This window comes from Nocardioides eburneiflavus (assembly GCF_004785795.1).
Lineage (GTDB): Bacteria > Actinomycetota > Actinomycetes > Propionibacteriales > Nocardioidaceae > Nocardioides > Nocardioides eburneiflavus.
Map to the genome: position 1 here is coordinate 3,739,137 of NZ_SRRO01000001.1, position 23,771 is coordinate 3,762,907.

The 23,771-nt window shown below is 72.4% G+C and carries 21 protein-coding genes; 11 read left to right on the forward strand and 10 right to left on the reverse strand.

From position 1 onward, the window contains the following. Positions 1 to 341: 341 nt before the first annotated feature. Positions 342 to 1,643, reverse strand: coding sequence for a DNA polymerase IV (locus tag EXE59_RS17490; protein WP_135840044.1), 1,302 nt, complete (start codon positions 1,641 to 1,643; stop codon positions 342 to 344). 188 nt (positions 1,644 to 1,831) lie between these two features. Here EXE59_RS17490 and EXE59_RS17495 point away from each other — a divergent pair, with 188 nt between their 5' ends. Then, complete coding sequence (locus EXE59_RS17495) at positions 1,832 to 2,827, forward strand: DUF4192 domain-containing protein (protein ID WP_135840045.1); 996 nt, start codon at positions 1,832 to 1,834, stop codon at positions 2,825 to 2,827. A gap of 53 nt (positions 2,828 to 2,880) precedes the next feature. After that, complete coding sequence (locus EXE59_RS17500) at positions 2,881 to 4,344, forward strand: glutamate-cysteine ligase family protein (RefSeq protein ID WP_135840046.1); 1,464 nt, start codon at positions 2,881 to 2,883, stop codon at positions 4,342 to 4,344. 216 nt (positions 4,345 to 4,560) lie between these two features. Here EXE59_RS17500 and EXE59_RS17505 read toward each other — a convergent pair whose 3' ends face one another. Next, positions 4,561 to 5,025: a hypothetical protein gene (locus EXE59_RS17505; RefSeq protein ID WP_135840047.1), complete on the reverse strand. Its 465-nt coding sequence runs from the start codon at positions 5,023 to 5,025 to the stop codon at positions 4,561 to 4,563. Between the two features lie 125 nt (positions 5,026 to 5,150). On the opposite strand from EXE59_RS17505, the gene EXE59_RS17510 reads away from it, so the two are divergent. From EXE59_RS17510 to EXE59_RS17525, 4 genes are all read left to right on the forward strand, one after another. Continuing rightward, positions 5,151 to 5,552, forward strand: coding sequence for a universal stress protein (locus EXE59_RS17510; RefSeq protein ID WP_135840048.1), 402 nt, complete (start codon positions 5,151 to 5,153; stop codon positions 5,550 to 5,552). A gap of 82 nt (positions 5,553 to 5,634) precedes the next feature. Continuing rightward, positions 5,635 to 6,210 (forward strand): HhH-GPD-type base excision DNA repair protein, encoded by a 576-nt coding sequence (locus EXE59_RS17515; protein WP_135840049.1) that lies wholly within the window; start codon positions 5,635 to 5,637, stop codon positions 6,208 to 6,210. A 130-nt stretch (positions 6,211 to 6,340) separates the two neighbouring features. Continuing rightward, positions 6,341 to 7,834 carry an RNA polymerase sigma factor gene (locus EXE59_RS17520; protein ID WP_135840050.1) on the forward strand — a complete coding sequence of 498 codons (1,494 nt, stop codon included), beginning with the start codon at positions 6,341 to 6,343 and terminating at the stop codon, positions 7,832 to 7,834. A gap of 29 nt (positions 7,835 to 7,863) precedes the next feature. Next, positions 7,864 to 8,880 (forward strand): M28 family metallopeptidase, encoded by a 1,017-nt coding sequence (locus tag EXE59_RS17525; RefSeq protein ID WP_135840051.1) that lies wholly within the window; start codon positions 7,864 to 7,866, stop codon positions 8,878 to 8,880. A gap of 3 nt (positions 8,881 to 8,883) precedes the next feature. Here the strand turns inward: EXE59_RS17525 and EXE59_RS17530 are convergent, their stop codons facing one another. Next, positions 8,884 to 10,038: a CapA family protein gene (locus tag EXE59_RS17530; protein ID WP_135840052.1), complete on the reverse strand. Its 1,155-nt coding sequence runs from the start codon at positions 10,036 to 10,038 to the stop codon at positions 8,884 to 8,886. A 75-nt stretch (positions 10,039 to 10,113) separates the two neighbouring features. Between EXE59_RS17530 and EXE59_RS17535 the strand changes: the two genes are divergently transcribed. Next, a complete protein-coding gene (locus tag EXE59_RS17535) occupies positions 10,114 to 10,665 on the forward strand; it encodes a hypothetical protein (RefSeq protein WP_135840053.1) in 552 nt (183 codons plus the stop codon). Positions 10,666 to 10,669: 4 nt separating this feature from the next. On the opposite strand, the gene EXE59_RS17540 is transcribed toward EXE59_RS17535, so the two are convergent. From EXE59_RS17540 to EXE59_RS17550, 3 genes are all read right to left on the reverse strand, one after another. Then, a complete protein-coding gene (locus EXE59_RS17540) occupies positions 10,670 to 11,497 on the reverse strand; it encodes an EamA family transporter (protein WP_135840054.1) in 828 nt (275 codons plus the stop codon). Further along, a complete protein-coding gene (locus EXE59_RS17545) occupies positions 11,497 to 11,973 on the reverse strand; it encodes a DUF456 domain-containing protein (protein ID WP_135840055.1) in 477 nt (158 codons plus the stop codon). Before EXE59_RS17545 ends, EXE59_RS17540 begins: the two co-directional genes overlap by 1 nt. Positions 11,974 to 12,084: 111 nt before the next feature. Beyond that, the gene (locus EXE59_RS17550; RefSeq protein ID WP_210429057.1) at positions 12,085 to 12,330 is read right to left on the reverse strand and encodes a DUF7455 domain-containing protein; all 246 of its coding nucleotides are present in this window, start codon (positions 12,328 to 12,330) and stop codon (positions 12,085 to 12,087) included. 245 nt (positions 12,331 to 12,575) lie between these two features. Here EXE59_RS17550 and EXE59_RS17555 point away from each other — a divergent pair, with 245 nt between their 5' ends. Genes EXE59_RS17555 through EXE59_RS17565 form a run of 3 tightly spaced genes read left to right on the forward strand, consistent with a single transcriptional unit; the run spans position 12,576 to position 15,162 of the window. After that, complete coding sequence (locus tag EXE59_RS17555) at positions 12,576 to 14,648, forward strand: DNA gyrase/topoisomerase IV subunit B (protein ID WP_246056865.1); 2,073 nt, start codon at positions 12,576 to 12,578, stop codon at positions 14,646 to 14,648. Next, positions 14,648 to 14,944, forward strand: coding sequence for a hypothetical protein (locus tag EXE59_RS17560; RefSeq protein WP_135840057.1), 297 nt, complete (start codon positions 14,648 to 14,650; stop codon positions 14,942 to 14,944). The genes EXE59_RS17555 and EXE59_RS17560 overlap by 1 nt, the downstream gene beginning before the upstream one ends. After that, the gene (locus tag EXE59_RS17565; protein ID WP_135840058.1) at positions 14,941 to 15,162 is read left to right on the forward strand and encodes a GNAT family N-acetyltransferase; all 222 of its coding nucleotides are present in this window, start codon (positions 14,941 to 14,943) and stop codon (positions 15,160 to 15,162) included. The genes EXE59_RS17560 and EXE59_RS17565 overlap by 4 nt, the downstream gene beginning before the upstream one ends. A 273-nt stretch (positions 15,163 to 15,435) precedes the next feature. Here the strand turns inward: EXE59_RS17565 and EXE59_RS17570 are convergent, their stop codons facing one another. Genes EXE59_RS17570 through EXE59_RS17585 form a run of 4 tightly spaced genes read right to left on the reverse strand, consistent with a single transcriptional unit; the run spans position 15,436 to position 20,928 of the window. After that, the gene (locus EXE59_RS17570) at positions 15,436 to 15,930 is read right to left on the reverse strand and encodes a beta-class carbonic anhydrase (protein WP_135840059.1); all 495 of its coding nucleotides are present in this window, start codon (positions 15,928 to 15,930) and stop codon (positions 15,436 to 15,438) included. A gap of 21 nt (positions 15,931 to 15,951) precedes the next feature. Continuing rightward, on the reverse strand, positions 15,952 to 17,718 hold the full coding sequence (locus EXE59_RS17575; protein ID WP_281280328.1) for an MFS transporter: 1,767 nt from the start codon (positions 17,716 to 17,718) through the stop codon (positions 15,952 to 15,954). Beyond that, positions 17,715 to 18,422 (reverse strand): LppX_LprAFG lipoprotein, encoded by a 708-nt coding sequence (locus tag EXE59_RS17580; protein ID WP_135840060.1) that lies wholly within the window; start codon positions 18,420 to 18,422, stop codon positions 17,715 to 17,717. Before EXE59_RS17580 ends, EXE59_RS17575 begins: the two co-directional genes overlap by 4 nt. 4 nt (positions 18,423 to 18,426) lie before the next feature. Then, a complete protein-coding gene (locus EXE59_RS17585; protein WP_135840061.1) occupies positions 18,427 to 20,928 on the reverse strand; it encodes a DNA gyrase/topoisomerase IV subunit A in 2,502 nt (833 codons plus the stop codon). 114 nt (positions 20,929 to 21,042) lie between these two features. On the opposite strand from EXE59_RS17585, the gene EXE59_RS17590 reads away from it, so the two are divergent. Further along, complete coding sequence (locus EXE59_RS17590; protein WP_135840062.1) at positions 21,043 to 23,766, forward strand: bifunctional acetate--CoA ligase family protein/GNAT family N-acetyltransferase; 2,724 nt, start codon at positions 21,043 to 21,045, stop codon at positions 23,764 to 23,766. Positions 23,767 to 23,771 lie beyond the last annotated feature (5 nt).

Sequence of the window (23,771 nt, forward strand, 5' to 3'; positions counted from 1 at the left end):
GACCCGAGGAATGTCCGGTCGGGGCCTTGCGCGCGTCGGTCGGGGGGCATAGAACTCTCCCTACCGACACCGCTCCGGCGGGGTCGGGGATCGAATCGGAGGAAGAGCCCCACCCGGCGACATGGTCGCCGCGCAGGCCCGGTGACGGGGTCGGCGGGGGTTCGGGCGCCGGTGCGATGGGTCGGACGTCACCATCCCCGACCGCAGCGAGGGGCTCCTGGTGCTCATACCACCAGGAGCCCCTCATCCGCGTGCGCCCCCGAGGCTGCCAAACCAGCGGCCGGCGCCGCAACCCGCCGCGTGCGAGCTGTGGGTGACGAACGCTGCCGGCGTCGGTCCCGTCAGTCCTCCGGCGGCGGCTCGAAGCGCCGGAGGGCGGGATCGTCGACGCGGAAGCTGCGCACCGGTCCCGGCGGCGTGTCGGCGGTCTCGAAGCGTACGGTCACGACGCCCGCGCCCGAGCCCCAGACCCACCCGGGTCCCAGCTCGTCGTGGACCACGTCGGCACCCGGCGGCCACGTGCGGCGCGGCGGCTCGGGCAGCACCACCTCCACCTCCTCCTCGGCCGCGGTCTCGCCGAAGAGGTCCTCCTGCACCCAGTCGGCCAGGCCGGACACGCCGACCCCGAGGAGCCGCACCCCGCCCGTGGTGTCGAGGTCGGCGAGCAGGGAGCGGGCGATCCGCCCGATCGTGCCGCCCTCGTCGGTCGGGCTGGACAGCGTGCTCGACCGGCTGAGGGTGGTGAAGTCGTGCAGCCGCACCTTGATGGTGACGGTGCGGCCGGAGAGACCGTTCTTGCGCAGCCGGGTCCCGACCTCCCGGGCCTGCCGGGTCAGCAGGCCCTCCATCAAGCGGCGGTCGGTGAGGTCGGAGTCGTACGTGCCCTCCACGCTCACCGACTTGGCCTCGCGCTCGGCCACCACGGGACGGGAGTCCTGGGCGCGCGCGAGCTGCCACAGGCCGTGCCCGTGGGCCTGGCCGAGGAGGCGCACGAGCTCGTCCTCGGTGACGAGCTCGAGCTCGGCGATGGTGTGGATGCCCGCTCGGCGCAGCCGCTCGGCGGTCGCGGGCCCGACGCCGGGGATCACGTGGACGTTCATCGGACGGAGCAGGTCGAGCTCGGTCCCGGGCGGGACCACCGTCATCCCGTCGGGCTTGTCCAGCTCGCTGGCCACCTTGGCGAGGAACTTCGAGGACGCGATGCCCACCGTCGCGGTGAGACCGCCGGTCACCTCGTGCACCCGGGCGCGCAACCGCTCGCCCACCTCGGTGACGGTCGCGACCTCGAGGTCGGGGAGGTCCGCGGCGGCGAGGTCGACGAACGCCTCGTCCAGCGACAGCGGCTCCACCAGCGGGGACAGGTCGCGCAGGACCTCCATGACGAGCTTGCTCGTCGCACGGTAGGCGTGGAACCGCCCGCTGAGGAAGGCGGCGTGGGGGCAGCGTGCCCGCGCCTCGCGCCCCGACATCGCCGACCCGACGCCGTAGCGGCGCGCCTCGTACGACGCGGTGGACACCACTCCGCGACCGCCCGTGCCGCCGACGATCACCGGCTTGCCCCGCAGCGACGGCTTGTCGCGCTGCTCGACGGCGGCGAAGAAGGCGTCCAGGTCCAGGTGCAGGACCGACGCGGTGCTGCGCATCAGCCGGGGACCCGGGATCCAGAGGGCTGCGTCACTGCTCCATCCTCGCCCATCGGCGTCCGTACGCCGGCGCAAGCGGGGGGTTCGTGGGCCACGAACCGTCCACAGGCCGACGTCGAGGAGCCTTGTCCACAGGCTGTCGCGCGGCTGGGCTTGGGTCGTCGGTGCCCGCGGGAAACGTCCTCGACATGGAATCCCACGACCACCACCACGACCACGCCCCGACCTCACCCTCGCCTGTCACCAGGCTCCGCGCCCGCACCCCGGACGACATCGCCGCCTTCGTGCCGCTCGCCCTCGGCTTCGTCCCCGAGCGGTCCGTCGTCCTCATCAGCGTCGGCTCGCCGGGCGGCATGAGCGCACGCGTCGACCTGCCCCAGGACCCCGACGACGTCGACGACGTGGTGGAGGCGCTGCTGCGTCCCGCCCGGCGCAACGGCGTCCGCGACGTGGTCGTGGTGATCTACGACGACGACACCACGGTCGCCGACGAGGCTGCCTGGGCCCTCCACGAGGAGCTCACCGCGGCGGGCATCTCGGTCCGGGAGGTCATGCGGGTGCACGACGACCACTGGTACGCCGTGCTGCCCGGCGCGCCCCTGGCCGCCTACCGAGGCGTGCCGTTCACCCGCGCCGAGCACCCGTTCACCGCACAGGGCGTCTTCGACGGCCGCGTCACGCACACCAGCCGTGAGGCACTACGAGCCACGCTGGCCCCCGACGTCGCGTCGATCCGCACGACCGAGGCCGCGCTCGCGGAGGCGAGCGCCTTGCCCGGCGGCGCGCTCGGGAGCCTCGTGCGGCGCCATCTGGGCAGTGGCACCACCTTCTCGGTCGACGAGCTGGCCGCAGTCGCCCACACCCTCCCGTCCGGCGCGCGCCGCGACGAGGCGTGGGTGGGGCTCGTCCGGGGCGAGGCGCGCCGGGCCGTGGACCTGTGGAGCGACGCCGTACGACGACTGCCGGACCGGCACGTCGCCGGGCCGGCGGCCGTCCTGGCCTTCGCGGCGTGGCTCCTGGGGGACGGGGCGCTGGCGTGGTGCGCCGTCGACCGCTGTCGGGACGTCGAGCCCGCCCATTCCCTCGGCGGCCTCGTGGCCCAGCTGCTGGAGTCGGCGACCTCCCCGGACCACTGGGAGGTCCTGCGGCCCGAGCTGGCGACCAGCGGGGACCCCGCTGCGTGAGACCAGCCCGGCGGGCGGTTCCCGCGAGGTCCGGGCGTGGCTAGGGTGCCGACATGGGAGAAGAGGTCGCGCAGCAGGAGTTCAGTCGGGCCGACCGGACGCGCCACCGCGAGAAGGTGCGTCGCAACCTCGACGTGTTCGCCCGGATGCTGCGGGAGGCCGCGTTCGACACGGACGACCCGATGACCGGCCTCGAGATGGAGCTCAACCTCATCGACGACGCCGGCGACCCGGCCCTGAAGAACGCCGAGGTCCTCGAGGCCATCGCCGACCCCGACTTCCAGACCGAGCTCGGCCAGTTCAACATCGAGATCAACCTGGCGCCCGCCAAGCTGCGCGAGGGCGGGCTGGCCACCTTCGAGGAGAGCCTGCGCCGCTCGCTCAACGACGCCGAGGAGAAGGGCTCCCGGGTGGGGGCCCACCAGGTGATGATCGGCATCCTGCCGACGCTCGCCGAGGGGCACATGACCCGCGACTCGCTGAGCTCCAACCCCCGCTACGCGCTGCTGTCCGAGCAGATCCTCAACGCCCGCGGCGAGGACATCACGATCAGCATCTCCGGCAAGGAGCGGCTCACCACGACGGCCGACTCGATCGTCCCCGAGGCCGCGTGCACCAGCACCCAGTTCCACGTCCAGACCTCGCCCGACCAGTTCGCCGCCTACTGGAACGCGGCCCAGTCGATCGCCGGCGTGCAGCTCGCGGTGTCGGCCAACTCGCCCTACCTCCTCGGCAAGGAGCTGTGGCGCGAGACGCGGATCCCGCTGTTCGAGCAGGCCACCGACACCCGCAGCGAGGAGCTGAAGGCGCAGGGCGTCCGTCCGCGCGTGTGGTTCGGCGAGCGCTGGATCACCTCGGTGTTCGACCTGTTCGAGGAGAACGTCCGCTACTTCCCGGCGCTGCTGCCCGTGACCGACGAGGAGGACCCCCTCGAGGTCCTCGAGGCCGGCGGCACTCCCGCCCTCCACGAGCTCAAGCTGCACAACGGCACGATCTACCGCTGGAACCGACCGGTGTACGACATCTCCCAGGGCATGCCGCACCTGCGGGTCGAGAACCGCCTGCTGGCCGCCGGGCCGACCGTGGCCGACACGATCGCCAACGCGGCGCTGTGGTTCGGACTGATCCGCTACCTCGTCGAGAGCGAGCGCCCGCTCTGGTCGCAGATGTCGTTCTCGGCAGCCGAGGAGAACTTCCACGTCGCGGCCCAGACAGGTGTCGACGCCCAGGTCTACTGGCCCGGCATCGGGCAGGTCCGTGCCACCGAGCTCGTGCTGCGCAGGCTGCTGCCGATGGCACACGCGGGCCTCGAGTCGTGGGGCGTGCCGGGCGAGCAGCGCGACCGCTACCTCGGGATCATCGAGCATCGGTGCCAGGCCGAGGCTAGTGGCGCCGGGTGGTTCGTCGACCGGGTGCGCGAGCGCGGGGGAGAGGACCGCTACGACGCGCTGCGCGCGACGCTGCTCGACTATCGCGACCGCATGCACAGCAACGAGCCGGTCCACGCCTGGGACTGACCCGGCTCGCTCGCTGGTCGCGTGCTCGAGCGGTGTGTGACGCAGGTACTGAACCTGCAGAACCTGTCTCGCTCACCGATCGGGCGGTGCCGGAGCCACATTCGGCCGGCTCGGAATGTGGGTGGGGCACCGCTGGCGCGTGTCTCCCCGCGTGGGCGGTGCCGGAGCCACATTCGGCCGGCTCGGAATGTGGGTGGGGCACCGCTGGCGCCGAGGTCAGGGCGGCGTCGGGGGGACCGCGCCGGGCTTTGCGCGCAGGCGGCGCCACTCCCGGCGTACGCCGCTGACGGGGTCGAACCAGCCCCGGCGGGTCACCACGACCAGGCCGACGTGCGCGCCGAGCGCCTGGCTCGCCCAGGCGGTCGGGCCGAGCCAGCGCAGGTCGTCGTCGTGCGGGCTGAGCTGGCCCGGTCGGGTCAGCCAGAGCACCGGGCGCGGGGTGAGCGAGGCCGACCTGAGCAGCATCGCCAGCGCCACGTCGGCGCGCAGGCCGGCGTCGGCGACGGGCGGGTCGTCCGCGTGGCGGACGCATCGCCCCGGCACGCCGGCGTGCACAGTGGGCGGGAAGCGGCGGCGCCGCTCGGTCTCGACGAGCTCGAGCGTTGCTGCCCGCAGCACGGCGTGCGTGTAGCGGTCGATGGGGGCCTGGAGCGCGTAGGGGCCGGCGAGCTGGGGAGCCACGTGTCCAGCGTGCCGCAGCCCGACGCGCGCGACGCGCCCCTCCACAGGCTGCCCACGGTCGAGTGTTTTCCGTTACGGTGCCAACAGGCCGACGGCGTGCTGCCGCGGCCCCGAGAGGAGACACCATGGGCACTGTCGTCGTCGGATACGTCCCCAAGCCGGAGGGCGAAGCCGCTCTTGCTGCTGGCATCAACGAGGCCAAGCTGCGCGGCAGCAAGCTCGTCGTGGTGAACTCCCACCGGGGAGGCCAGGAGTTCGACGGCTCGGCGGCCAAGGCCGCGGAGGACGACCTCGGCGCCATCAGGGCCAGGCTCGAGGAGGCCGGTGTCGAGCACGACATCCGCCAGCTCGTGCGTGGGTTCGAGCCCGCAGAGGACCTGATCAGCATCGCCGAGGCCAACAGCGCGGAGCTGCTCGTCATCGGCCTGCGCCGCCGCTCGCCCGTCGGCAAGCTGATCCTCGGCAGCAACGCCCAGCGCGTGCTGCTCGACGCGCCCTGCCCGGTCCTGGCGGTCAAGGCCCAGTAGCAGGCCGACTGGCAGGCCGTGCAGGAGGCCGTGGGCCCGCTTCGCCCGCGCCGCGGAGCCGTACGTCGGGCAGGATGTCCTCATGGGCTTCCAGATCACCGGCGACCCCGCCGCCGACAAGGTTCTCGACGACTCCGCGTTCGCGCTGCTGGTCGGCATGATGCTCGACCAGCAGTACCCGATGGAGCATGCGTTCCGTGGCCCGGCCAAGGTGCTCGACCGGTTCGGCTCGGTCGAGCCCGACGCCATCGCAGCCGCAGACCCCGAGCAGTTCGCGGCCATGGCGTCGACGCCGCCGGCGATCCACCGCTTCCCGGGCTCGATGGCCGCCCGCCTGCAGGAGCTCGCGCGGATCGTCGAGGAGTCCTACGGCGGGGACGCCTCGCGGATCTGGACGGAGGCAGCCGACGGAAAGGACCTCCTCAAGCGGGTGATGGCCCTGCCGGGCTTCGGCAAGCAGAAGGCCCAGATCTTCGTCGCCCTGCTGGCCAAGCAGGCCGGTGTCCGCCCCGACGGGTGGGAGGCCGTCGTGGGCGACTACGCCCTGGACGGCCACCGGTCGGTCGCCGACGTCGTGGACGCCGAGTCGCTGCAGAAGGTGCGCGACTTCAAGAAGGCCAAGAAGGCCGGGTCGGCCGCGGCGAAGACCGCCCGCTGAGCCACCGACCTGGCGGCGTACGCGCCGCGCGAGCGGCCCGGTGCCGGACATCAGGTCAGTCGTGGCAGAATGACGACGCGGCTCTTGACGTCACCGGGCCTCGCCGCGCCCCGAAGTTGCTGGACGAGAGGTGTTCGTGTCTTCACACGCACGCAAGTTGCTCCCCGCAGAGGTGCTCGCGCACCCCTCCATCGCCACCCTGGTCGCCGCCGCGACCCCCACTGGCACCGTCTCCCCCGAGGACGTACGGCGCGCCAGTGACGAGGCCGGCGTCGAGCCCCGGCACCTGAAGGCACTCCTGGTGCACCTCAGCGGTCTCGGCATCTCGGTCCAGATCGATGCCACCAGCCTGCGCGCGGTCGCGGCGACCAGCAAGCGGGCTGCGACCTCCTCGGCCGCCAAGAAGGCGCCGGCCAAGAAGGCTGCGGCGGCCGAGGCGCCCGCCGCGAAGAAGGCCGCCGCCCCTGCGAAGAAGACGGCGGCGAAGAAGACCGCCACTAAGACCGCCGCCACCGACGAGGTCGTCGACCTCGGAGCCGTCGAGGCGCCGGTGATCGGCCCGGACGGCAAGAAGGTCCTGCCCGACATCCCCGACGCCGAGTTCGAGAAGGACGTGGCCAAGGACCCGACGATCAAGGAGGACGAGAAGCAGGCCTTCACCGTCTCCGCGGCTGACGAGACCGACGAGCCCGAGCAGCAGGTCATGGTGGCGGGCGCCACCGCAGACCCGGTCAAGGACTACCTCAAGCAGATCGGCAAGGTCCCCCTCCTCAACGCGGAGATGGAGGTCGAGCTCGCCAAGCGCATCGAGGCCGGCCTGTTCTCCGAGGAGAAGCTCGCCAAGGGCGGGCGGATCAGCCCCAAGATGCTCGAGGAGTACGAGTGGATCGCTGAGGACGGACGCCGCGCCAAGAACCACCTCCTCGAGGCCAACCTGCGACTCGTCGTCTCGCTGGCCAAGCGCTACACGGGTCGCGGCATGCTCTTCCTCGACCTCATCCAGGAGGGCAACCTCGGCCTGATCCGTGCGGTCGAGAAGTTCGACTACACCAAGGGCTACAAGTTCTCGACCTACGCCACCTGGTGGATCCGCCAGGCGATCACCCGCGCGATGGCCGACCAGGCCCGCACCATCCGCATCCCGGTGCACATGGTCGAGGTCATCAACAAGCTCGCCCGCGTGCAGCGCCAGATGCTCCAGGACCTGGGCCGCGAGCCCACGCCGGAGGAGCTGGCCAAGGAGCTCGACATGACCCCCGAGAAGGTCATCGAGGTCCAGAAGTACGGCCGCGAGCCCATCTCGCTGCACACCCCCCTCGGCGAGGACGGCGACTCCGAGTTCGGTGACCTCATCGAGGACTCCGAGGCGATCGTGCCGGCCGACGCCGTGTCGTTCACCCTCCTCCAGGAGCAGCTGCACGCGGTGCTCGACACCTTGTCCGAGCGCGAGGCCGGCGTGGTCTCGATGCGCTTCGGCCTCACCGACGGCCAGCCGAAGACGCTCGACGAGATCGGCAAGGTCTACGGCGTGACCCGCGAGCGGATCCGCCAGATCGAGTCCAAGACGATGTCGAAGCTGCGGCACCCGAGCCGGTCCCAGGTCCTGCGCGACTACCTGGACTGACCCGGACCCGGATCCAGGTGCGAGCGGACATGCACCGTCTCGCGAGCAGCGTCGCCCTCACGGCGGCGCTGCTCCTCATTTCGGGGTGCTCGACCGGCGGCACGCCCATCGACGGCGGGCCCGCCGGGTCGACCCCGTCCCCGCAGTCCTCCGCGACAGCGACGCCGACCGAGGACACCGCTGAGGGGACCACCGAGGAGCGGGCTCCTGAGCAGGGCATGGTCACCCCGGCGGACTTCGAACGCGCCACGGCCGTGCGGGTCGTACGCCACCTCGCCGGGGTGATCGGTCCCCGCGAGGCGACCGGCCGTGCGTACGCCCGCGCCGCACGCTGGGTGCAGGGCGAGCTCGAGGGGATGGGGTACGACGTGGCGCGCCAGCGGTTCGACGTGCCGGCGGGGGAGTCGTGGGGCGTCCCTGTCCCGGCCGGCCGATCGGTCAACGTGGTGGCGACGCCGGTCGGGTTCGACCCTGCCCGCCCGCACCTCGTCGTCGGTGCGCACCTCGACACCGTCCCGCAGGCTCCCGGTGCCGAGGACAACGCGTCCGGGGTCGGCGTCCTGCTGGCGGTCGCCGAGGCGGTCGCGCAGCGTCGGACCCGTCTGCCTGTCGTGCTGGTGGCCTTCGGCGCGGAGGAGCCCCGCGGGCCGGGAGACGACGACCACCACTACGGCTCGCGCCACTACGCCGCCGAGCTGGGACGTCGCGAGCGCGCCGCCGTGCGCGCCATGGTGTCGCTCGACCGCGTGGGAGTCGGCGCCACGGTGCCGGTCGGCTCCGCGACGTCGTCCGACCCCGTGCAACGCTCGCTTCTGGCCGCCGCCCGCTCCGCGGGCGTACGGGCGGTCGCAGTGGCCGAGCAGCGCAGCAGCGACCACTGGTCGTTCGTCCGAGCCGGCCTGCCCGCGGCACGGCTCGGGTCGACGTCGTACGCCGCCTATCACTCGGCGGCCGACGTCCCGGCCGTCGTGCAGCCCGAGCAGCTCGCGCGTGCGGGTCGCGTCGTGCTCGCGTGGCTCGCGCCGCGCCAGCCGTCCGCTGGGTAGGAGCTACGGCGCGCGCAGCCCGGCGCACGCCCGCAGCGCCGTACGCCGCGAGGCCGAGGCCGTGGCCGCACTGCCGGTGTCGGCCCTGGGCAGGCCGTCGGGCCCGATGGTCGCGGGCCACCAGCGGGTGTCGGTGACGCGTGCTCGACCGGCGGGTGCCGTCGGAGGCCGCACGGTGAGGGTCAGGACGCCGGTCGGGCCGGGGGAGTACCAGGCGAAGTTGCCCAGGCCGTAGGCGACGTAGCCCGCGTCGAGCCGGCCGTCGCCCTGCACCTCGTGGGCGTGGCTCCCGGCCACGACGTCCGCCCCGGCGCCGACGAGACGGGCGGCCAGGCGGCGTTGGGCCGGGGACGGGCAGGTGTCGCCCTGGACGCCCCAGTGGAGGTAGGCGACGACCACGTCGGCCACCGCGTCCGCGCGGCGTACGGCTCGCAGCAGCCGTTGCGGGTCCATGGCGTCGGCGGTGCCGGGTCGGGCATGCCCTGCCGCCCACTGGCTGGTGGGATCGGCCGTGGGGTCGGCGTCGGCGACCGATGCAGCGACGGTCGCCACGACGGTGCCGTCGACGTCGACCAGCGCCGGCGCGAACGCCTGCTCGACGTCGGCGCCGATGCCGACCACGGCGAGCGGCGGCTCGCCGCCGGCGGCTCGTCGGGCAGCCCGCAGGGTCGAGGGGAGCCGGGCGCGGCCGAAGTCGACGGCGTGGTTGTTGGCCATGGCGGCCACGTCGAGACCGGCGGCCGCGAGAGCGGTGAGGGCCGCGGGCCCGGCCGAGAACGTGTACCTCTTGCCCGGCTCGGGGCGACCACCGGAGCCGACGGACGTCTCCAGGTTGGCGATGGCGACGTCGGCTGCTGCCAGGGCGTGCGACGCCGGCGCCAGGGCGGTCGCGGGGTCGCGCAGCCGCACGGCGAGCGGGCCCTCGAAGTGGATGTCGCCCGCCAGCGCGATCGTGACCGTGGAGGGTCGTCCCGCGGGCGGAGCAGGAGACGCGGACGGATCGTCCGGTGGCGTGGCCGAGGGCGTCGGCGCGGCGGGCGCCGCCGGCAGCTCGCGCGCGCCGCTGCAGCCGGCGACGAGGAGGGCCGCCACGAGCCCGGCAGCCGCGGCCGGGCGGCGCACCCCCGCCGCCCGCGCCGCTGACCCCCTGACCGGCATGGCGCCATCGTGCCACCGGGATGCGGTCCCGTAGTAGGTGGACGGGACGGGGGTGCGCGGTGACACACTCGGAGCATGAGAACTCGGATCTCACCCGCCGTCCCCGCGCTCGTGCTCGCCGCCGCGCTGCCCGCCCTGTTCGCCGCACCTGCGCACGCGGAGTTCTACAGCATCGACGACCCCGCCGACGCGAAGGCGTCGCTCACCGACATCTACGGCATCGAGGCCGACCACGGCGGCGAGAACGTGCTCGTCAAGGTGCGCTTCAACGAGCTGATGCGTTCCAGCGCGGCCGCCGTGTCGGTCTTCGTCGACACCGACCGCGACGCCAAGGGACCGGAGTACGTGCTGACCAGCGGGCTCGGTGACGGCACCGACTACGTGCTGACCGAGGCCGACGGCTGGCGGGGCAGCGGCGAGCGGGTGCGCTGCGACTACGCCGCGCGGCCCAGGTGGGGCAAGGACGTCTTCCGCGCGAGGATCGGTCGCGAGTGCTTCGACCGCGCGCCGTCGGTGCGGATCTCGGTGAAGATGGTGGACCAGGCAGACGGCTCCCACCCGGTGCGCGACTGGGTGCCCCAGCGGCGACGGTGGTCGCTGCCGATCGCCACCGGCCTCGGCGCCTGAGGGATCAGGCGGCCGCCACGAGCCCCACGGCGAGTCCGCACAGCAGCAGGCCGACCGCCTGCGGGACGTGGATCCGCTCGCGCAGCACCGCGGCGGCGAGGCCGATCGTGACGGCGGGGTAGAGCGACGTCACCACGGACGCGATGGTCAGCATCCCGGTCTGTGTCGCGAGGAGGAACGCGACGACCGCCACGGTGGCGAGGATGCCCGCGGCGGCGCCCCAGGCCTGGGAGGCGGCGTACGGCACCCAGCGGGCCCGGAGGGCTGCCGCCGTGAGCGCCACCGCGGCCACCGCTACGCCCTGGGCCACGACGAGCGGGGCGAAGCCGGCCGACTCCGGCACCTGCCCCATCGCGGCGAAGAGGAGGCCGAAGCCGAGGCCGGCGAGGACACCGTCGAGGATCCCCGCCGCCAGGTTGCCGGCGCCGCCGGGTTCGCGGCTCACCAGCCAGATGCCGGGGACGGCAGCCACGATCCCCAGCCAGACCAGCAGGTCCGGGCGTTCGCCGGTGGCGACGCCCACGCAGACCGGCAGCAGCGCCGCCCCGACGGCGGAGATCGGCGCGACGACGCCCATCCTCCCGGCTGCGAGCCCGCGGTAGAGGAACGCGCCGCCCGCCCCGCTGCCGATGCCGGCGAGGGCGCCCCACCAGAGGTCGGCGCCGCTGGGCGACCCGTCCGTGACGAGCGCCAGCACCACGGCCCCGGCGAACGCGGCGACGGCGCCGACGAACGCGACCGGCCACGCAGACGTACGCCGCGACGCGAGGCCCCCGACGAAGTCCGAGAGCCCGTAGGCCAGGGCGGCGGCGAGGGAGAGCAGGACCGCCATCAGGTGACCACGACGCCGACGACCCAGGCGACCGCGGCGAGGAGTGCGGCCACGAGCTCGATCAGGATCGACACCCCGACGGCCCGGAGTGCTTCCTTGGTCGAGGGCCAGGCCAGGGCTGCGCCCACGCGGGCGCGCTCGGCGACGTACACCCCGAGGACGAACCCGACGAGCAGCCCGACCACCGGGATGACGAAGAAGCCGATGAACCCGACGAGGGCGCCGACGAACAGGGTCCGGTTGGGCACCCCGGACGACTTGAGACGCCGACCGGGCACCAGGTACTTCACGACCGTGCCGCCGGCGAGCAGGACGGTGGCCACCGCGAAGACGATCCAGCCGGTGGACGTGCCGACCTGGACCGCCCACACCAGGATCGCGCCGAGGACCAGCACGGTGCCCGGCAGGACGGGGACGATGATGCCCGCGATGCCGACGGCGATCGCGAGGGCGACGAGGATCTCGGTGGCGCTCACGGCGCACAGCCTCCCAGAAGGGGCCCGGCTGACCCGGACGGACCCGGGACCGGACGCAGAACGGCCCCGGACGGCTGGGTCCGGGGCCGTTCTGGAAGTCGGGTGTCGGGGTCAGGCCTCGCTGCCCGCGGCCGGCGCCTCGAGCTTGTGGGTCTCGTCGTGGACCGTGGCAGCGATCTCGCGGAGCTTCTCGCCGTGCTCGCGGGCGTGGTGGGCGCAGAACAGCAGCTCGCCGCCGGTCTGGAGCTCCACGCGGAGGTAGGCCTGAGCGCCGCAGCGGTCGCAGCGGTCACCGGCCGTGAGGACGGCCTGGGTGGGTGCGGTGGCAGTGGTCACGTCAGCCTCATTTCTGTTCATCGGTGTCTGGCCCAACGTAGCCAGTGGGGCAAAGATTCCCCGCTGGCGGGTGTCGATCGAGAACTCCTCAAGTGAATCACGTCGCATCCCTCCTCGCTGGCGTTGTCCTCAACCGTGGACGCACCGTTGCCGAAGCGATACCTGGCGATACCTATGAGGTTCCCCACGCTAGACCTGCTCATGCGCGTCGCGGGGCAGGCGTGCCTCCGTCGTCGTCCGGCGTGTCGCGGGTAGGTTCTCTCCTTGTGGCAGCACCGTCAGACAACACCTACAACGCAGCGCACCTCCTGGTCCTCGAGGGCCTCGACGCGGTCCGCAAGCGGCCGGGCATGTACATCGGCTCGACCGACACGCGCGGGCTCATGCACTGCCTGTGGGAGATCATCGACAACGGCGTCGACGAGGCGCTCGCGGGCGTCGCCCACCTCGTCGAGGTGACGCTGCACGACGACGGGTCCGTGGAGGTCTACGACGACGGTCGCGGCATCCCGACCGACAAGGAGCCCAAGACGGGGTTGTCGGGCGTCGAGGTGGTGGCGACCAAGCTGCACGCCGGCGGCAAGTTCGGCGGCGGCTCGTACGTCGCGACCGGCGGCCTGCACGGCGTCGGCCTGTCGGTGGTCAACGCGTTGTCGTCGCGGATGGACATCGACGTCGACCGCTCGCCGACCCAGCAGGGCCTGTCCTTCCAGCGCGGCGTGCCGGGCGTCTTCGACGGCGACGGCCCCGACGCGGCGTTCACCCCGCAGTCCGGCCTGACCCGCAAGGGCAGGCGTGTGGCCAAGGGGAAGACCGGCACCCGGATCAGGTTCTGGCCGGACCGCCAGATCTTCACCAAGGACGCCAGGTTCGAGATGGACGGCCTCGTCGGCCGCGCCCGCCAGACGTCCTACATCGTGCCCGGGCTCGAGCTGGTCATCCGCGACCGCCGCGCGGGCGAGATGGTGGAGGAGAAGTTCCGCCACGACGGCGGCATCGCTGAGTTCGTGGAGTTCCTGTCCCACGGTGAGCCGGTGACAGACATCCTCCGGCTGCAGGGCACCGACACGTTCACCGAGACGGTCCCGCTGCTCGACGACAAGGGCCACATGACGCCGCAGGAGGTCGAGCGCGAGCTCTTCGTCGACGTCGCCGTGCGCTGGGACACCGCCTACGACACCGAGGTCCGCTCCTTCGTCAACGTGATCGCCACCCCCAAGGGCGGCACGCACGTCAGCGGCTTCGAGGCAGCGCTGACCAAGACGTTCAACGACGCGATGCGTGGCGCCAAGGTGCTCAAGGCCGCCGACACCGACGTCATCAAGGACGACGTGCTCGAGGGCCTCACGGCCGTGGTGACCGTACGGCTGGCCGAGCCGCAGTTCGAGGGCCAGACCAAGGAGATCCTGGGCACGCCCGCGGCGCGGGGCGTCGTGCGCAAGGTGGTGGCCGGCGAGCTCAAGTCGTTCCTCACCTCGACCAAGCGCGCCGAGAAGGCGCAGGCCAAGCTCCTGATGGAGAAGGTGGCGGGGGCGTCCAAGACCCGGCTCGCCGCGCGCCAGCACAAGGAGAACCAGCGCCGCAAGAACGCGCTCGAGTCGTCCGCGCTCCCGGCCAAGCTCTTCGACTGCCGCAGCACCGACACCGAGCGCACCGAGCTGTTCATCGTCGAGGGCGACTCCGCGATGGGCACTGCCAAGGCGGCCCGCAGCAGCGAGTTCCAGGCACTTCTGCCGATCCGCGGCAAGATCCTCAACGTCCAGAAGGCCACCGTCGGTGACATGCTGAAGAACGCCGAGTGCGCCTCGATCATCCAGGTCGTCGGCGCCGGCTCCGGTCGTACGTTCGACCTGGAGGCGGCCCGCTACGGGCGCATCATCCTGATGGCCGACGCAGACTCCGACGGCGCCCACATCCGGTGCCTGCTCGCGACGCTGTTCTTCAAGTACATGCCCGAGCTGGTGCGCGACGGGCGGCTGTTCTCGGCCGTGCCGCCGCTGCACCGCATCGAGCTGTCCAACCCCAAGAAGGGGATGGACAAGTACATCTACACCTACTCCGACGACGAGCTCCAGCGGAAGCTCGCCGAGCTCAAGCGCAGAGGAGTCCGCTGGAAGGACCCGGTCCAGCGCTACAAGGGCCTCGGCGAGATGGACGCCGACCAGCTGGCCGAGACCACGATGGACCCGCGCCACCGCACGCTCCGCAAGCTGACGATCGACGACGTCGACGAGGCCAGCAAGGTCTTCGACCTGCTGATGGGCTCCGACGTCGCGCCGCGCAAGGAGTTCATCGTGCAGGGGGCCTACGAGGTCGACGTGGAGACGCTGGACGCCTGATGGTCGACCTGGTGGCGGTCGACGAGGCTGGCGAGGACCTTGTCCACGAGCTCTGGCCGCTCTACCGGAGCGTGTTCGGCGACTTCGATCGCGTGGACGCCTGGCGCGACCAGGTCTGGGACCGGCACGCGGCGAGGGCGGGGTTTCGGCTGGCACTGGCCCGGGACGGCAGTGGTCTGGTCGGTTTCGCGTACGGCTACACGGGTGAGCGCGGTCAGTGGTGGACCGACACCGCGGCGACGGTGCTCCACCCCGAGGTCGCTTCCGATTGGCTGGGCGGTCACTCGAGCTGGTGAGCATCGGTGTCGCAGAGTCCGTGCGTGGCGCGAGCGTCGGACGTCGCCTGCTGACCGCCCTGACCGATGGGCTCGAGCTCGTGCGCTGGGTGCTGATGACCTCGTCGGACCCGGAGGACCCCGCCCGCCGGCTGTACCGCTCGACCGGCTGGGCTGTGATCGGCCCTGGGTTCTCGGCCGACCGCGTCATCATGGGGCGCTCATGGCCGACGACGTGACCTGACACGAGCGCGGCTCGCAGACGGCCGGCCGACCCTTGGACAAGCACATGCAGGCAGTTCGCAACGGATTGCGGCTGGCTGAGCGTGAGGTCAGGCTCGCGGTGGGCGAACTGCCTTCACGGTGCACGGATCGGTCTGGTCAACGTAGGCAGTTCGCCTGTGCCTCCGGCTGCCCGAGCGTGGTCTTCGTGAGCACCGGCCCGAACTGCCTACGTTGGTCGAGCCCGGGCGCCCAGTGCCACGTGTGCTGGGCTGGCCAGCAGCCCGAGGTCAGGCGTGCTGGGTGAGCAGCCCGGTGTCGACGTCGTAGAGGAAGCCGCCGACCTTGGCGCGCTCGCCGATGAGGGGGTGCGTACGCACCTTGGCGACGTCCTGGCGCAGCTGGTCGAGCTGGTCGGCGACCACGCCGAAGGACTGCCAGCTGGCGTCGACGCCCGCGGACTCGCCGACGCGGGCGCGGAGGTCCTGCTCGGAAGCGGACGCCATCGCGCACCGGGTGTGGGGGACGACCAGCACACGCTGGACGTTGAGCAGGTGCACGCCCAGCACGAGCGCCTCGAGCGCCTGCGGGGTCACGCGGGCGCCCGGGTTGCGGAAGATCTTGGCGTCGCCGTGGTTGAGCCCGAGCATGCCCAGCGGGTCGATGCGCGAGTCCATGCAGGTCACGAGGGCGATGCCGGCATGGGCCTTGCCGTCGAAGCCGCCCAGGTCGAAGGAGTCCGCGAAGTCGCGGTTGGCGGCCAGCAGGTCGTCGAAGTCGCTCACGAGACCGCAGGGTAGCGCCCCTCAGGCACCGCCGGAGAAGACGTCTCGCGCAGCCAGACGGGTCGGCCGCACCTCGCGGAAGAGCACGAGTGCGAGGACGGCCGCGACCACGGCACACCCGGCGGCACCCCAGAACACCGCGTGCTCCTGGGCGATCCCGGCGACGCGCAGCAGGTCGGAGAACTCCTTGCATCGGCTCTTGCCGTCGCAGACCTCCTGCACGGGCGGCACCTCGAGCTGCTCGGAGTAGTAGCGGCGCAGGCCGATGGTGGTCAGCGCCGAGATCCCCACGAGCATCCCGACCATCCGCGACACGACCACGAAGGCGCTCGCGACGCCGTGGACGTCGTCGTCGGTGTAGGCGAGGAGCGCGGCGTTGACGGGTGCGAGGGCGAGCCCGAAGCCGAGGCCGCCGGTCACGAGCGCGACGTTGGCGATCGGCTCCTCGATCGTGGTGAGGCCCCACCGGGTCATCAGGACGAAGCCGGTGGCCGCCATCAGCATGCCGATCGCGGTGACGAGGCCCGGGGACAGGGACCGGATCAGGTAGCCGCCTGCGACGGCCCCGACCGGTAGCGCGACGAGGAAGCGTACGAGCACGAGCGCCGCGGGCAGCTGGTCGTCGGGGTAGACGGTCGTGCGCGCGAAGAGCGGGATGTCGATCAGGGCGGCGATGAGGGCGGCGCCGACGAAGAAGCTGACGAGCAGCGCGCCCCAGGCCGGCGTACGGTGCAGCGCGCCGCGGGGGACCAGCGGGCTGGCCGCGCGCCGTACGTGCCAGGCGAAGGCCAGCGCGGCGACGGCCGCGCCGAGGAGGTACCACCGGCCGCGGGGCGAGAAGACCTCGACCTTGGGGTCGGCGGTGGCGAAGGCGAGGATGACCCCGCCCAGCGCCGCCGCGAGCAGCAGGGCGCCCGCCAGGTCGGCCTCGACGAGGACGCGGGTCCACCCGCGGAGGTCGAGGAGGGGCCGCGGCGCGAACCAGCACCAGGCCAGCAGCAGCACCAGGGCGGCCGTCGTGATCGCGCCGATCGGCGTGAGCCAGCGACCGTCGCCGGCGAACGGGATGAACAGCTGGCCCCACGTGAGGTCGCGCATGAGCCCGGCCGGGCGCAGGAACACGATCGCCGCGCTCGCGAAGGTCGGGAGCACCAGCAGCACCCCGACCACGTCCGGGCGTCGGCGCACGCGCGCGTCGCCGTGGGGCGCGAGCGCGCGGATCGCGGCGGCGAGGACGAGCCCGACGGCGAGGTTGATCGCGAAGATCGCGCGCCAGTCGGAGAAGGCGAGGACCGCTGCGCCGAAGAGCGGGCCGAGCACGGACCCGATCTCCTGCACGGCCGAGACGACGCCGAGGGGTACGCCCCGACGCTCGACCGGGTAGAGGTCGGCCACGAGCGCGAGGGTGGCGGGGACGAGGCCGCCGCCACCGACGCCCTGGAGGAACCGGCCGGCGACGATGCTGGGCATGTCGTAGGCGACGGTGGTGATCAGCGAGCCCAGCGCGAAGAGGACCAGTGCCATCACCAGCACCGGCACCCGGCCGCGCAGGTCGGCGATGCGACCGATGAGGGGCAGCATCGCGACGTAGCCGAGCAGGAAGCCGCTGACGATCGGCGCGGCCCGCTGGAGCTGGTCGATCGGCACCCCGACGCCCGTCATCATGTCGGGCAGCGCCAGCACCACGACGTACGTGTCGGCCGCGGCGAACGCGACGGCGACCGCCGCCATCGCGAGGAGCACCCGCGAGGTGCGGGACACCTCCGCGACTCCGGGCGGGGCGCTCACGGCGCGGTGATGTCCTTCTCGGTGCCGTAGTCGGCGAAGTCGACGGTGTAGGTCATCGGCTCGGCGCGCGGGTAGAAGACGCCGGTGAGCGTAGCCTTGCGCAGCTCGCCGTCGTCGCTGACCTGCCACTCGACGTCGAAGGTGTCGCCCGACGACGACGGGATGATGGCGTCCATCGCGTCGCCGGGCACGGTGCCGGAGTAGGTGGTGAGGATCTCGGTGTTGTCGACGCCGCCGCGCACGCTCTCGCCGGTCTCGGGGGACTCGGTGAGGCCGAGGAGCCCGGCGAAGCCTTCGTCGCCGATGAGGCCCGCGGGGTCGGGAGCGCCGTACTCCTTGGGGTTGACCTTGTTCCAGCCGGGCGCGAACGGCAGCTGCGCGTAGACGGTGTCGTCGACGGCGACAACGGGCACGTCGGCGCTCTGCCCGGCGAAGACGACCGTGATCGTCCCGTCGAAGGCGGGCGCGTCGGTGACCGTGCCGACGGCGCGGGTGATGCCGGAGACGCCCTGGGGCAGCGCGTCGGTCGACAGGGTGAGCTCGACGCCGCTGGTCTCGGCGAGCGTCGTGGCAGCCTGCGCGAGGACCTCCTCGGCGCTCGGGCCGTCGTCGCCGCCGGCCTCGTCGCCCGAGCAGGCGGCGAGCAGGGGGAGGGACAGGAGGACCGCCGCCGCGGTCGTGGCGGGGCGTCCGGAGGTGCGCATGGGCTCAGCCTTCCACAGGAGTGGGTGCCCCCGGCGGCGCCGCGACCAGCGCGACCACCTGCGCGGCGACCGGCGAGGCCACTGCCGAGATGGGCTGCGGGGCGGGCACCCCCGAGCCGTCTCGACGCCCGTTGGCCTCCGGCAGCTCGACGGGGGCGCCACTGGACGCGGCCGCCCGGGCGGGACCCGGCCCGGCCCAGGCCGTGACGAGCGTGTCCTCGCCCTTGAGGAACCGGTGGCTGCGGACGCCCCCCGTGGCGCGGCCCTTGCCGGGGTACTCGCTGAACGGCGTCACCTTCACCGCGCCCGCCTCGGTGCCCGGGAGCGCGGTCGAGGAGCCGGAGGCCGTGACGACGACGGCGTCGTCGGGGTCGAAGGCGCCGAAGAACGCCACTCGCTGCCCGGCGCCCAGCTTGATGCCGGCCATGCCGCCGCCGGAGCGGCCCTGGGGGCGTACGCCGGACGCAGGGAAGTGCAGCAGCTGGGCGTCGGACGAGATGAAGCAGAGCTCCTCCTCGCCGGTCACCAGCTCGACGGCACCGACGACCTCGTCGCCGTCCTTGAGCCCGATGACCTCCCAGTCGTCGCGGTTGAGCACCTCGGGGTTGACCCGCTTGACCACGCCGTCGCGGGTGCCGAGGGCGAGGCCCGGGCCGTCGGTGGCCAGCGAGGTGAGAGCGAGCGGGCGCTCGCCGGGGTCGAGGGCGACCAGCTCGCTCAGCGACAGCGTGCCCTGGAGGTTGGGGTCGTTGGCGGTCGACGGGAGCTCGGCGTTGCCGAGGTCGAGGACCGAGAGCCTGACCAGGCGACCGCGGTTGGTGAGGACGCCGACCTCGCCGCGCTTGGTGGTGCGGACGGCGGAGACCGTCACGTCGTGGCTGGTGCGGTCCCCGCCACGTCCGGGCAGCTCGACGTCCTTCGTACGGGCCAGCAGCCCGGTGGACGACAGCAGCACGAAGCACGGGTCGTCGGCGACCTCGACCGAGGTCGCGGCCGTGATGGCGGGAGCGGCACCCAGCAGGACCGTGCGCCGGGGCGTGCCGTGCTCCTTGGCGACGTCGGTGAGCTCGTCGGAGACGACCTTCCGCAGCAGCTTCTCGTCGGCCAGGATCGCGTCGAGGTACTCGATGGTGCGCTCGAGCTCGCCCTTCTCCTTCTCGAGCTCCAGCTTGCTGAACTTCGTCAGCCGGCGCAGCGGCATGTCGAGGATGTAGTCGGCCTGCACCTCGGAGAGCTCGAAGATCGAGATGAGCCGCTCCTTGGCCGCGGCCGCGTTGTCGGAGCCGCGGATGACCTGGATGACCTCGTCGATGTCGAGGATGGCGATGAGGAGGCCGTCGACGAGGTGCAGCCGGTCAGCGGCCTTGCCGCGACGGAACGACGACCGGCGGCGTACGACGTCGAACCGGTGGCCGAGGAAGACGTCGAGCATCTCCTTGAGCCCGAGCGTGCGCGGCTGGCCGTCGACGAGGGCGACCGCGTTGATGCCGAAGGAGTCCTCGAGGGCGGTCTGGCGGTAGAGCTGCTCGAGGATCGCCTCAGGGACGAAGCCGTTCTTGACCTCGATGACCAGCCGGAGCCCGTGCTCGCGGTCGCTGAGGTCCTTGATGTCCGAGATGCCCTGCAGCTTCTTGGCGAGCACGAGCTTCTTGATCTGCTCCATCACGCGCTCGGTGCCCACGCCGTAGGGGAGCTCCGTGACGACGATGCCCTTGCGACGCGCGGTCACCGACTCGATCCGGGCCGTGGCACGCATCTTGAACGTGCCGCGACCGGAGTCGTAGGCGTCCCGGATCCCGTCGAGACCGACGATCTTGCCGCCGGTGGGCAGGTCCGGACCCGGGATGAACCGCATCAGGTCGTCGAGCGAGGCCTTGGGGTGGGTGATCAGGTGCTTGAGCGCCTGGACGACCTCCACGAGGTTGTGCGGGGCGATGTTGGTCGCCATGCCGACCGCGATGCCGGCGGAGCCGTTGACCAGCAGGTGCGGGATGGCGGCCGGCAGGACGACCGGCTCCATCTCGCGGGAGTCGTAGTTGGGCTTGAAGTCGACGGTGTCCTCGTCGATGGACGCCGTCATCGCCACCGCGGCCGGCGCCATCCGGCACTCGGTGTAGCGCATCGCGGCGGGGGAGTCGTCGGGCGAGCCGAAGTTGCCGTGCCCGTCGACGGTCGGCAGCCGCATCGACCAGGGCTGCGCCATGCGTACCAGGGCGTCGTAGATCGCACCGTCGCCGTGCGGGTGCAGCCGACCCATGACCTCACCGACGACGCGGGCGCTCTTGACGTGCCCGCGGTCGGGCCGCAGGCTCATGTCGTCCATCGTGTAGAGGATGCGGCGCTGCACCGGCTTGAGGCCGTCGCGCGCGTCGGGCAGCGCCCGGGAGTAGATGACCGAGTAGGCGTACTCCAGGAACGACGTCTGCATCTCGTCGCGGATGTCGGTGTCGAGGATGTGCTCCTCGAAGTCGTCCGGGAGGGGCTCGGTCTTCGTGCGTCGTGCCATGGGGGCATTCTCCCCGGTGCCCGCGCCCCAGCCGCCGGGGGCACGCCGGGGAGGAGGTCTTGATACGGCTCGCTCGGCTACGCGACCGACGAGGGGGGCCGATACATTGCTGTCGTGACCGAAGCGGACGCGGCAACGGACGACGTGGTGGTGCCGGCTGCGCCCCGGCACTGGGAGGCGGACGTCCTGCTGCGGGACGGGCGCGCGGCCCACATCAGGCCGATCCAGCCGGAGGACCGTGACCTGCTCGTCGAGTTCTACAGCCGGGTCTCCGACGAGTCGAAGTACTACCGGTTCTTCTCGCCGATGCCCGAGCTCTCCGAGCGCGACCTCGACCGGTTCACCCGGGTCGACCACCGCGACCGGGTCGCGATGATCCTCACCGTGGCCGGGCAGATGATCGCGGTCGGCCGCTACGACATGATCCGGCCGGGCTACGCCGAGGTCGCGTTCCTCGTCGAGGACAAGCACCAGGGCCGGGGGATCGGCCAGCTCCTGCTCGAGCACCTCGCCCAGGCCGGGCGCGAGCGCGGGATCGAGGAGTTCGTCGCGGAGGTGCTCCCCGACAACCAGGCGATGATCCACACGTTCAAGGACGCCGGCTACCAGGTGAGGAGCACCTACGAGGACGGGGTGATGGAGCTGGTCTTCCGCATCGACCCGACCGACACGGCCATCGGCGTGATGGAGCAGCGCGAGCACCGCGCCGAGTACGCCTCGATCGAGCGGTTCTTCTCGCCCAGGTCGGTGGCGATCATCGGTGCGAGCCGGCGCCAGGACACCATCGGCCGCGCGCTCGTGCGCCATCTCGTCCTCGGCAACTTCACCGGCCGCATCCACGTGGTGAACCCCAGCGCCGACTCGGTGTCGGGGATGCCGGCGTGGAAGTCGGTGGGGGAGATCCCCGGCGACGTCGACGTGGCGATCGTCGCCGTGCCGGCCGAGTCCGTGCAGGACGTCGTGCTCGACTGCGCCGCCAAGGGCGTGCACGGCCTCGTCGTGATCTCGTCGGGCTTCGCCGAGACGGGCGAGGAGGGCCGGATGCGGCAGCGGCGCCTGGTCGGGCTGTCCCGCTCGTACGGCCTGCGCCTGATCGGCCCCAACGCCCTCGGCATCATCAACACCGATCCCGAGGTGCAGCTCAACGCCTCGCTCTCGTCGGTGATGCCGCCGCGCGGGCGCGCCGGCTTCTTCTGCCAGTCCGGCGCCCTCGGGTCGGCGATCCTCGAGAAGGTGCAGAACCGTGGACTGGGCCTGACCACCTTCGTCAGCGCCGGCAACCGCGCCGACGTCTCCGGCAACGACCTCCTCCAGTACTGGGAGGAGGACGACGCGACCGAGGTGGTGCTGCTCTACCTCGAGTCGATCGGCAACCCGCGCAAGTTCTCCCGCATCGCCCGTCGCGTCAGTCGGCGCAAGCCCATCGTCGCGGTCCGGTCGGGGCGGAGCTCCCAGGGCGTGCCGATGGGTCACGCCGTCCGCAAGATCGGGGCACCCGCCCAGGCCGTCGACGCCATGTTCCGCCAGGCCGGGATCATCCAGGTCGAGTCGCTGGAGGAGATGTTCGACGTCGCGCAGCTCCTCGCCCACCAGCCGCTGCCGCGCGGGCGCCGGGTCGCGATCGTCGGCAACTCCGACGCCCTCGGGCTGCTCGCAGCCGACGCCGCCAACTCGGTGGGCCTCGTCGTCAACCGGCAGGAGGCGCTGGGCGCCGACGCGACCGCCGAGGACTTCGAGGACGCCCTCGACGCGGCGATCGACGATCCCGAGGTCGACGCGGTCGTCGCGATCTTCATCCCGCCGCTCAACGTGGCCGGTGCCCGCGAGGACGTCGCCAACGTGCTGGCCGCCGTCGGCGAGCAGTCCGACAAGCCGATCGTGTCGACCTTCCTCGGCACCGAGGGCGTGCCCGAGCTGCTGCGCGTCCCGGACGTCGCCGGGTCGAGCGCGGGCCGCGGGTCCGTGCCGTCCTACCCGGCGGTGGAGGCCGCCGTGCGCGCGCTCGCGCACGTCGTCGAGTACGCCGTGTGGGTCCGGGTGCCGCAGGCGACGGTCGCGGAGCCGAGCGTCAACGACCTCGACGGCGCCCGCCACCTCGTCAACGAGGTGCTCATGCGCCACCCCGAGGGCCGCGACCTCGACTTCGACGAGCAGAACCGGCTGCTGCGCGCCTACGGCATCGACCTGTGGGACACCTACGCCGTGGCGTCCCTCGACGAAGCGACCGCGGCGGGCGAGGCCCTCGGCTGGGACGTGGTGCTCAAGGCGACGGCCGACCACCTCCGCGACCGGCCCGACCTCGCCCACGTGTGGCGCAACATCGACACCCCCGACGAGATGGCGGACGCGTGGGCGTCGCTCAACGCGCTCATCACCGACCCGGACCGCGCCGGTTTCGTCGTGCAGCGCAACGCGCCCCCGGGTGTCCCGGTGACGATCGCCACGATGGAGGACCCGCTGTTCGGGCCGGTGCTGTCCTTCGGCATGGGCGGTCCGCTGACCGAGCTGCTCGGCGACCGGTCGTACCGCATCCCACCCCTGGCCGACCACGACGCCCAGGACATGGTGCGCGAGATCAAGGCGTCCCCGCTGCTCTTCGGCTACCGCGGCAGCGAGATCGTCGACGTCGCCGAGATCGAGCGGCTGGTGCGCCAGGTGGCCCAGCTCCAGCACGACCTGCCGCAGGTCCGGGCCCTCCAGCTCCCGCTGGTGCTCGCCGGTGCGGCGGGTGCGACGGTGCTCGGCGCGAGCGTACGGGTGGAGCCGGTGAAGGACCCGCGCTCGGACTGGTTCGTCCGCCGGCTCAGCACGATGCCCGGGGACACGATGCCGGACTGAGCACT

Coding starts and splice junctions, on each gene's coding strand:
- EXE59_RS17500 (WP_135840046.1), top strand. CDS start 2,881: ATGGGAGAAGAGGTCGCGCAGCAGGAGTTCAGTCGGGCCGACCGGACG.
- EXE59_RS17530 (WP_135840052.1), bottom strand. CDS start 10,038: ATGCCGGTCAGGGGGTCAGCGGCGCGGGCGGCGGGGGTGCGCCGCCCG.
- EXE59_RS17535 (WP_135840053.1), top strand. CDS start 10,114: ATGAGAACTCGGATCTCACCCGCCGTCCCCGCGCTCGTGCTCGCCGCC.
- EXE59_RS17580 (WP_135840060.1), bottom strand. CDS start 18,422: ATGCGCACCTCCGGACGCCCCGCCACGACCGCGGCGGCGGTCCTCCTG.
- EXE59_RS17560 (WP_135840057.1), top strand. CDS start 14,648: ATGGTCGACCTGGTGGCGGTCGACGAGGCTGGCGAGGACCTTGTCCAC.
- EXE59_RS17525 (WP_135840051.1), top strand. CDS start 7,864: ATGCACCGTCTCGCGAGCAGCGTCGCCCTCACGGCGGCGCTGCTCCTC.
- EXE59_RS17540 (WP_135840054.1), bottom strand. CDS start 11,497: ATGGCGGTCCTGCTCTCCCTCGCCGCCGCCCTGGCCTACGGGCTCTCG.
- EXE59_RS17490 (WP_135840044.1), bottom strand. CDS start 1,643: ATGCGCAGCACCGCGTCGGTCCTGCACCTGGACCTGGACGCCTTCTTC.
- EXE59_RS17515 (WP_135840049.1), top strand. CDS start 5,635: ATGGGCTTCCAGATCACCGGCGACCCCGCCGCCGACAAGGTTCTCGAC.
- EXE59_RS17550 (WP_210429057.1), bottom strand. CDS start 12,330: ATGAACAGAAATGAGGCTGACGTGACCACTGCCACCGCACCCACCCAG.
- EXE59_RS17495 (WP_135840045.1), top strand. CDS start 1,832: ATGGAATCCCACGACCACCACCACGACCACGCCCCGACCTCACCCTCG.
- EXE59_RS17510 (WP_135840048.1), top strand. CDS start 5,151: ATGGGCACTGTCGTCGTCGGATACGTCCCCAAGCCGGAGGGCGAAGCC.
- EXE59_RS17585 (WP_135840061.1), bottom strand. CDS start 20,928: ATGGCACGACGCACGAAGACCGAGCCCCTCCCGGACGACTTCGAGGAG.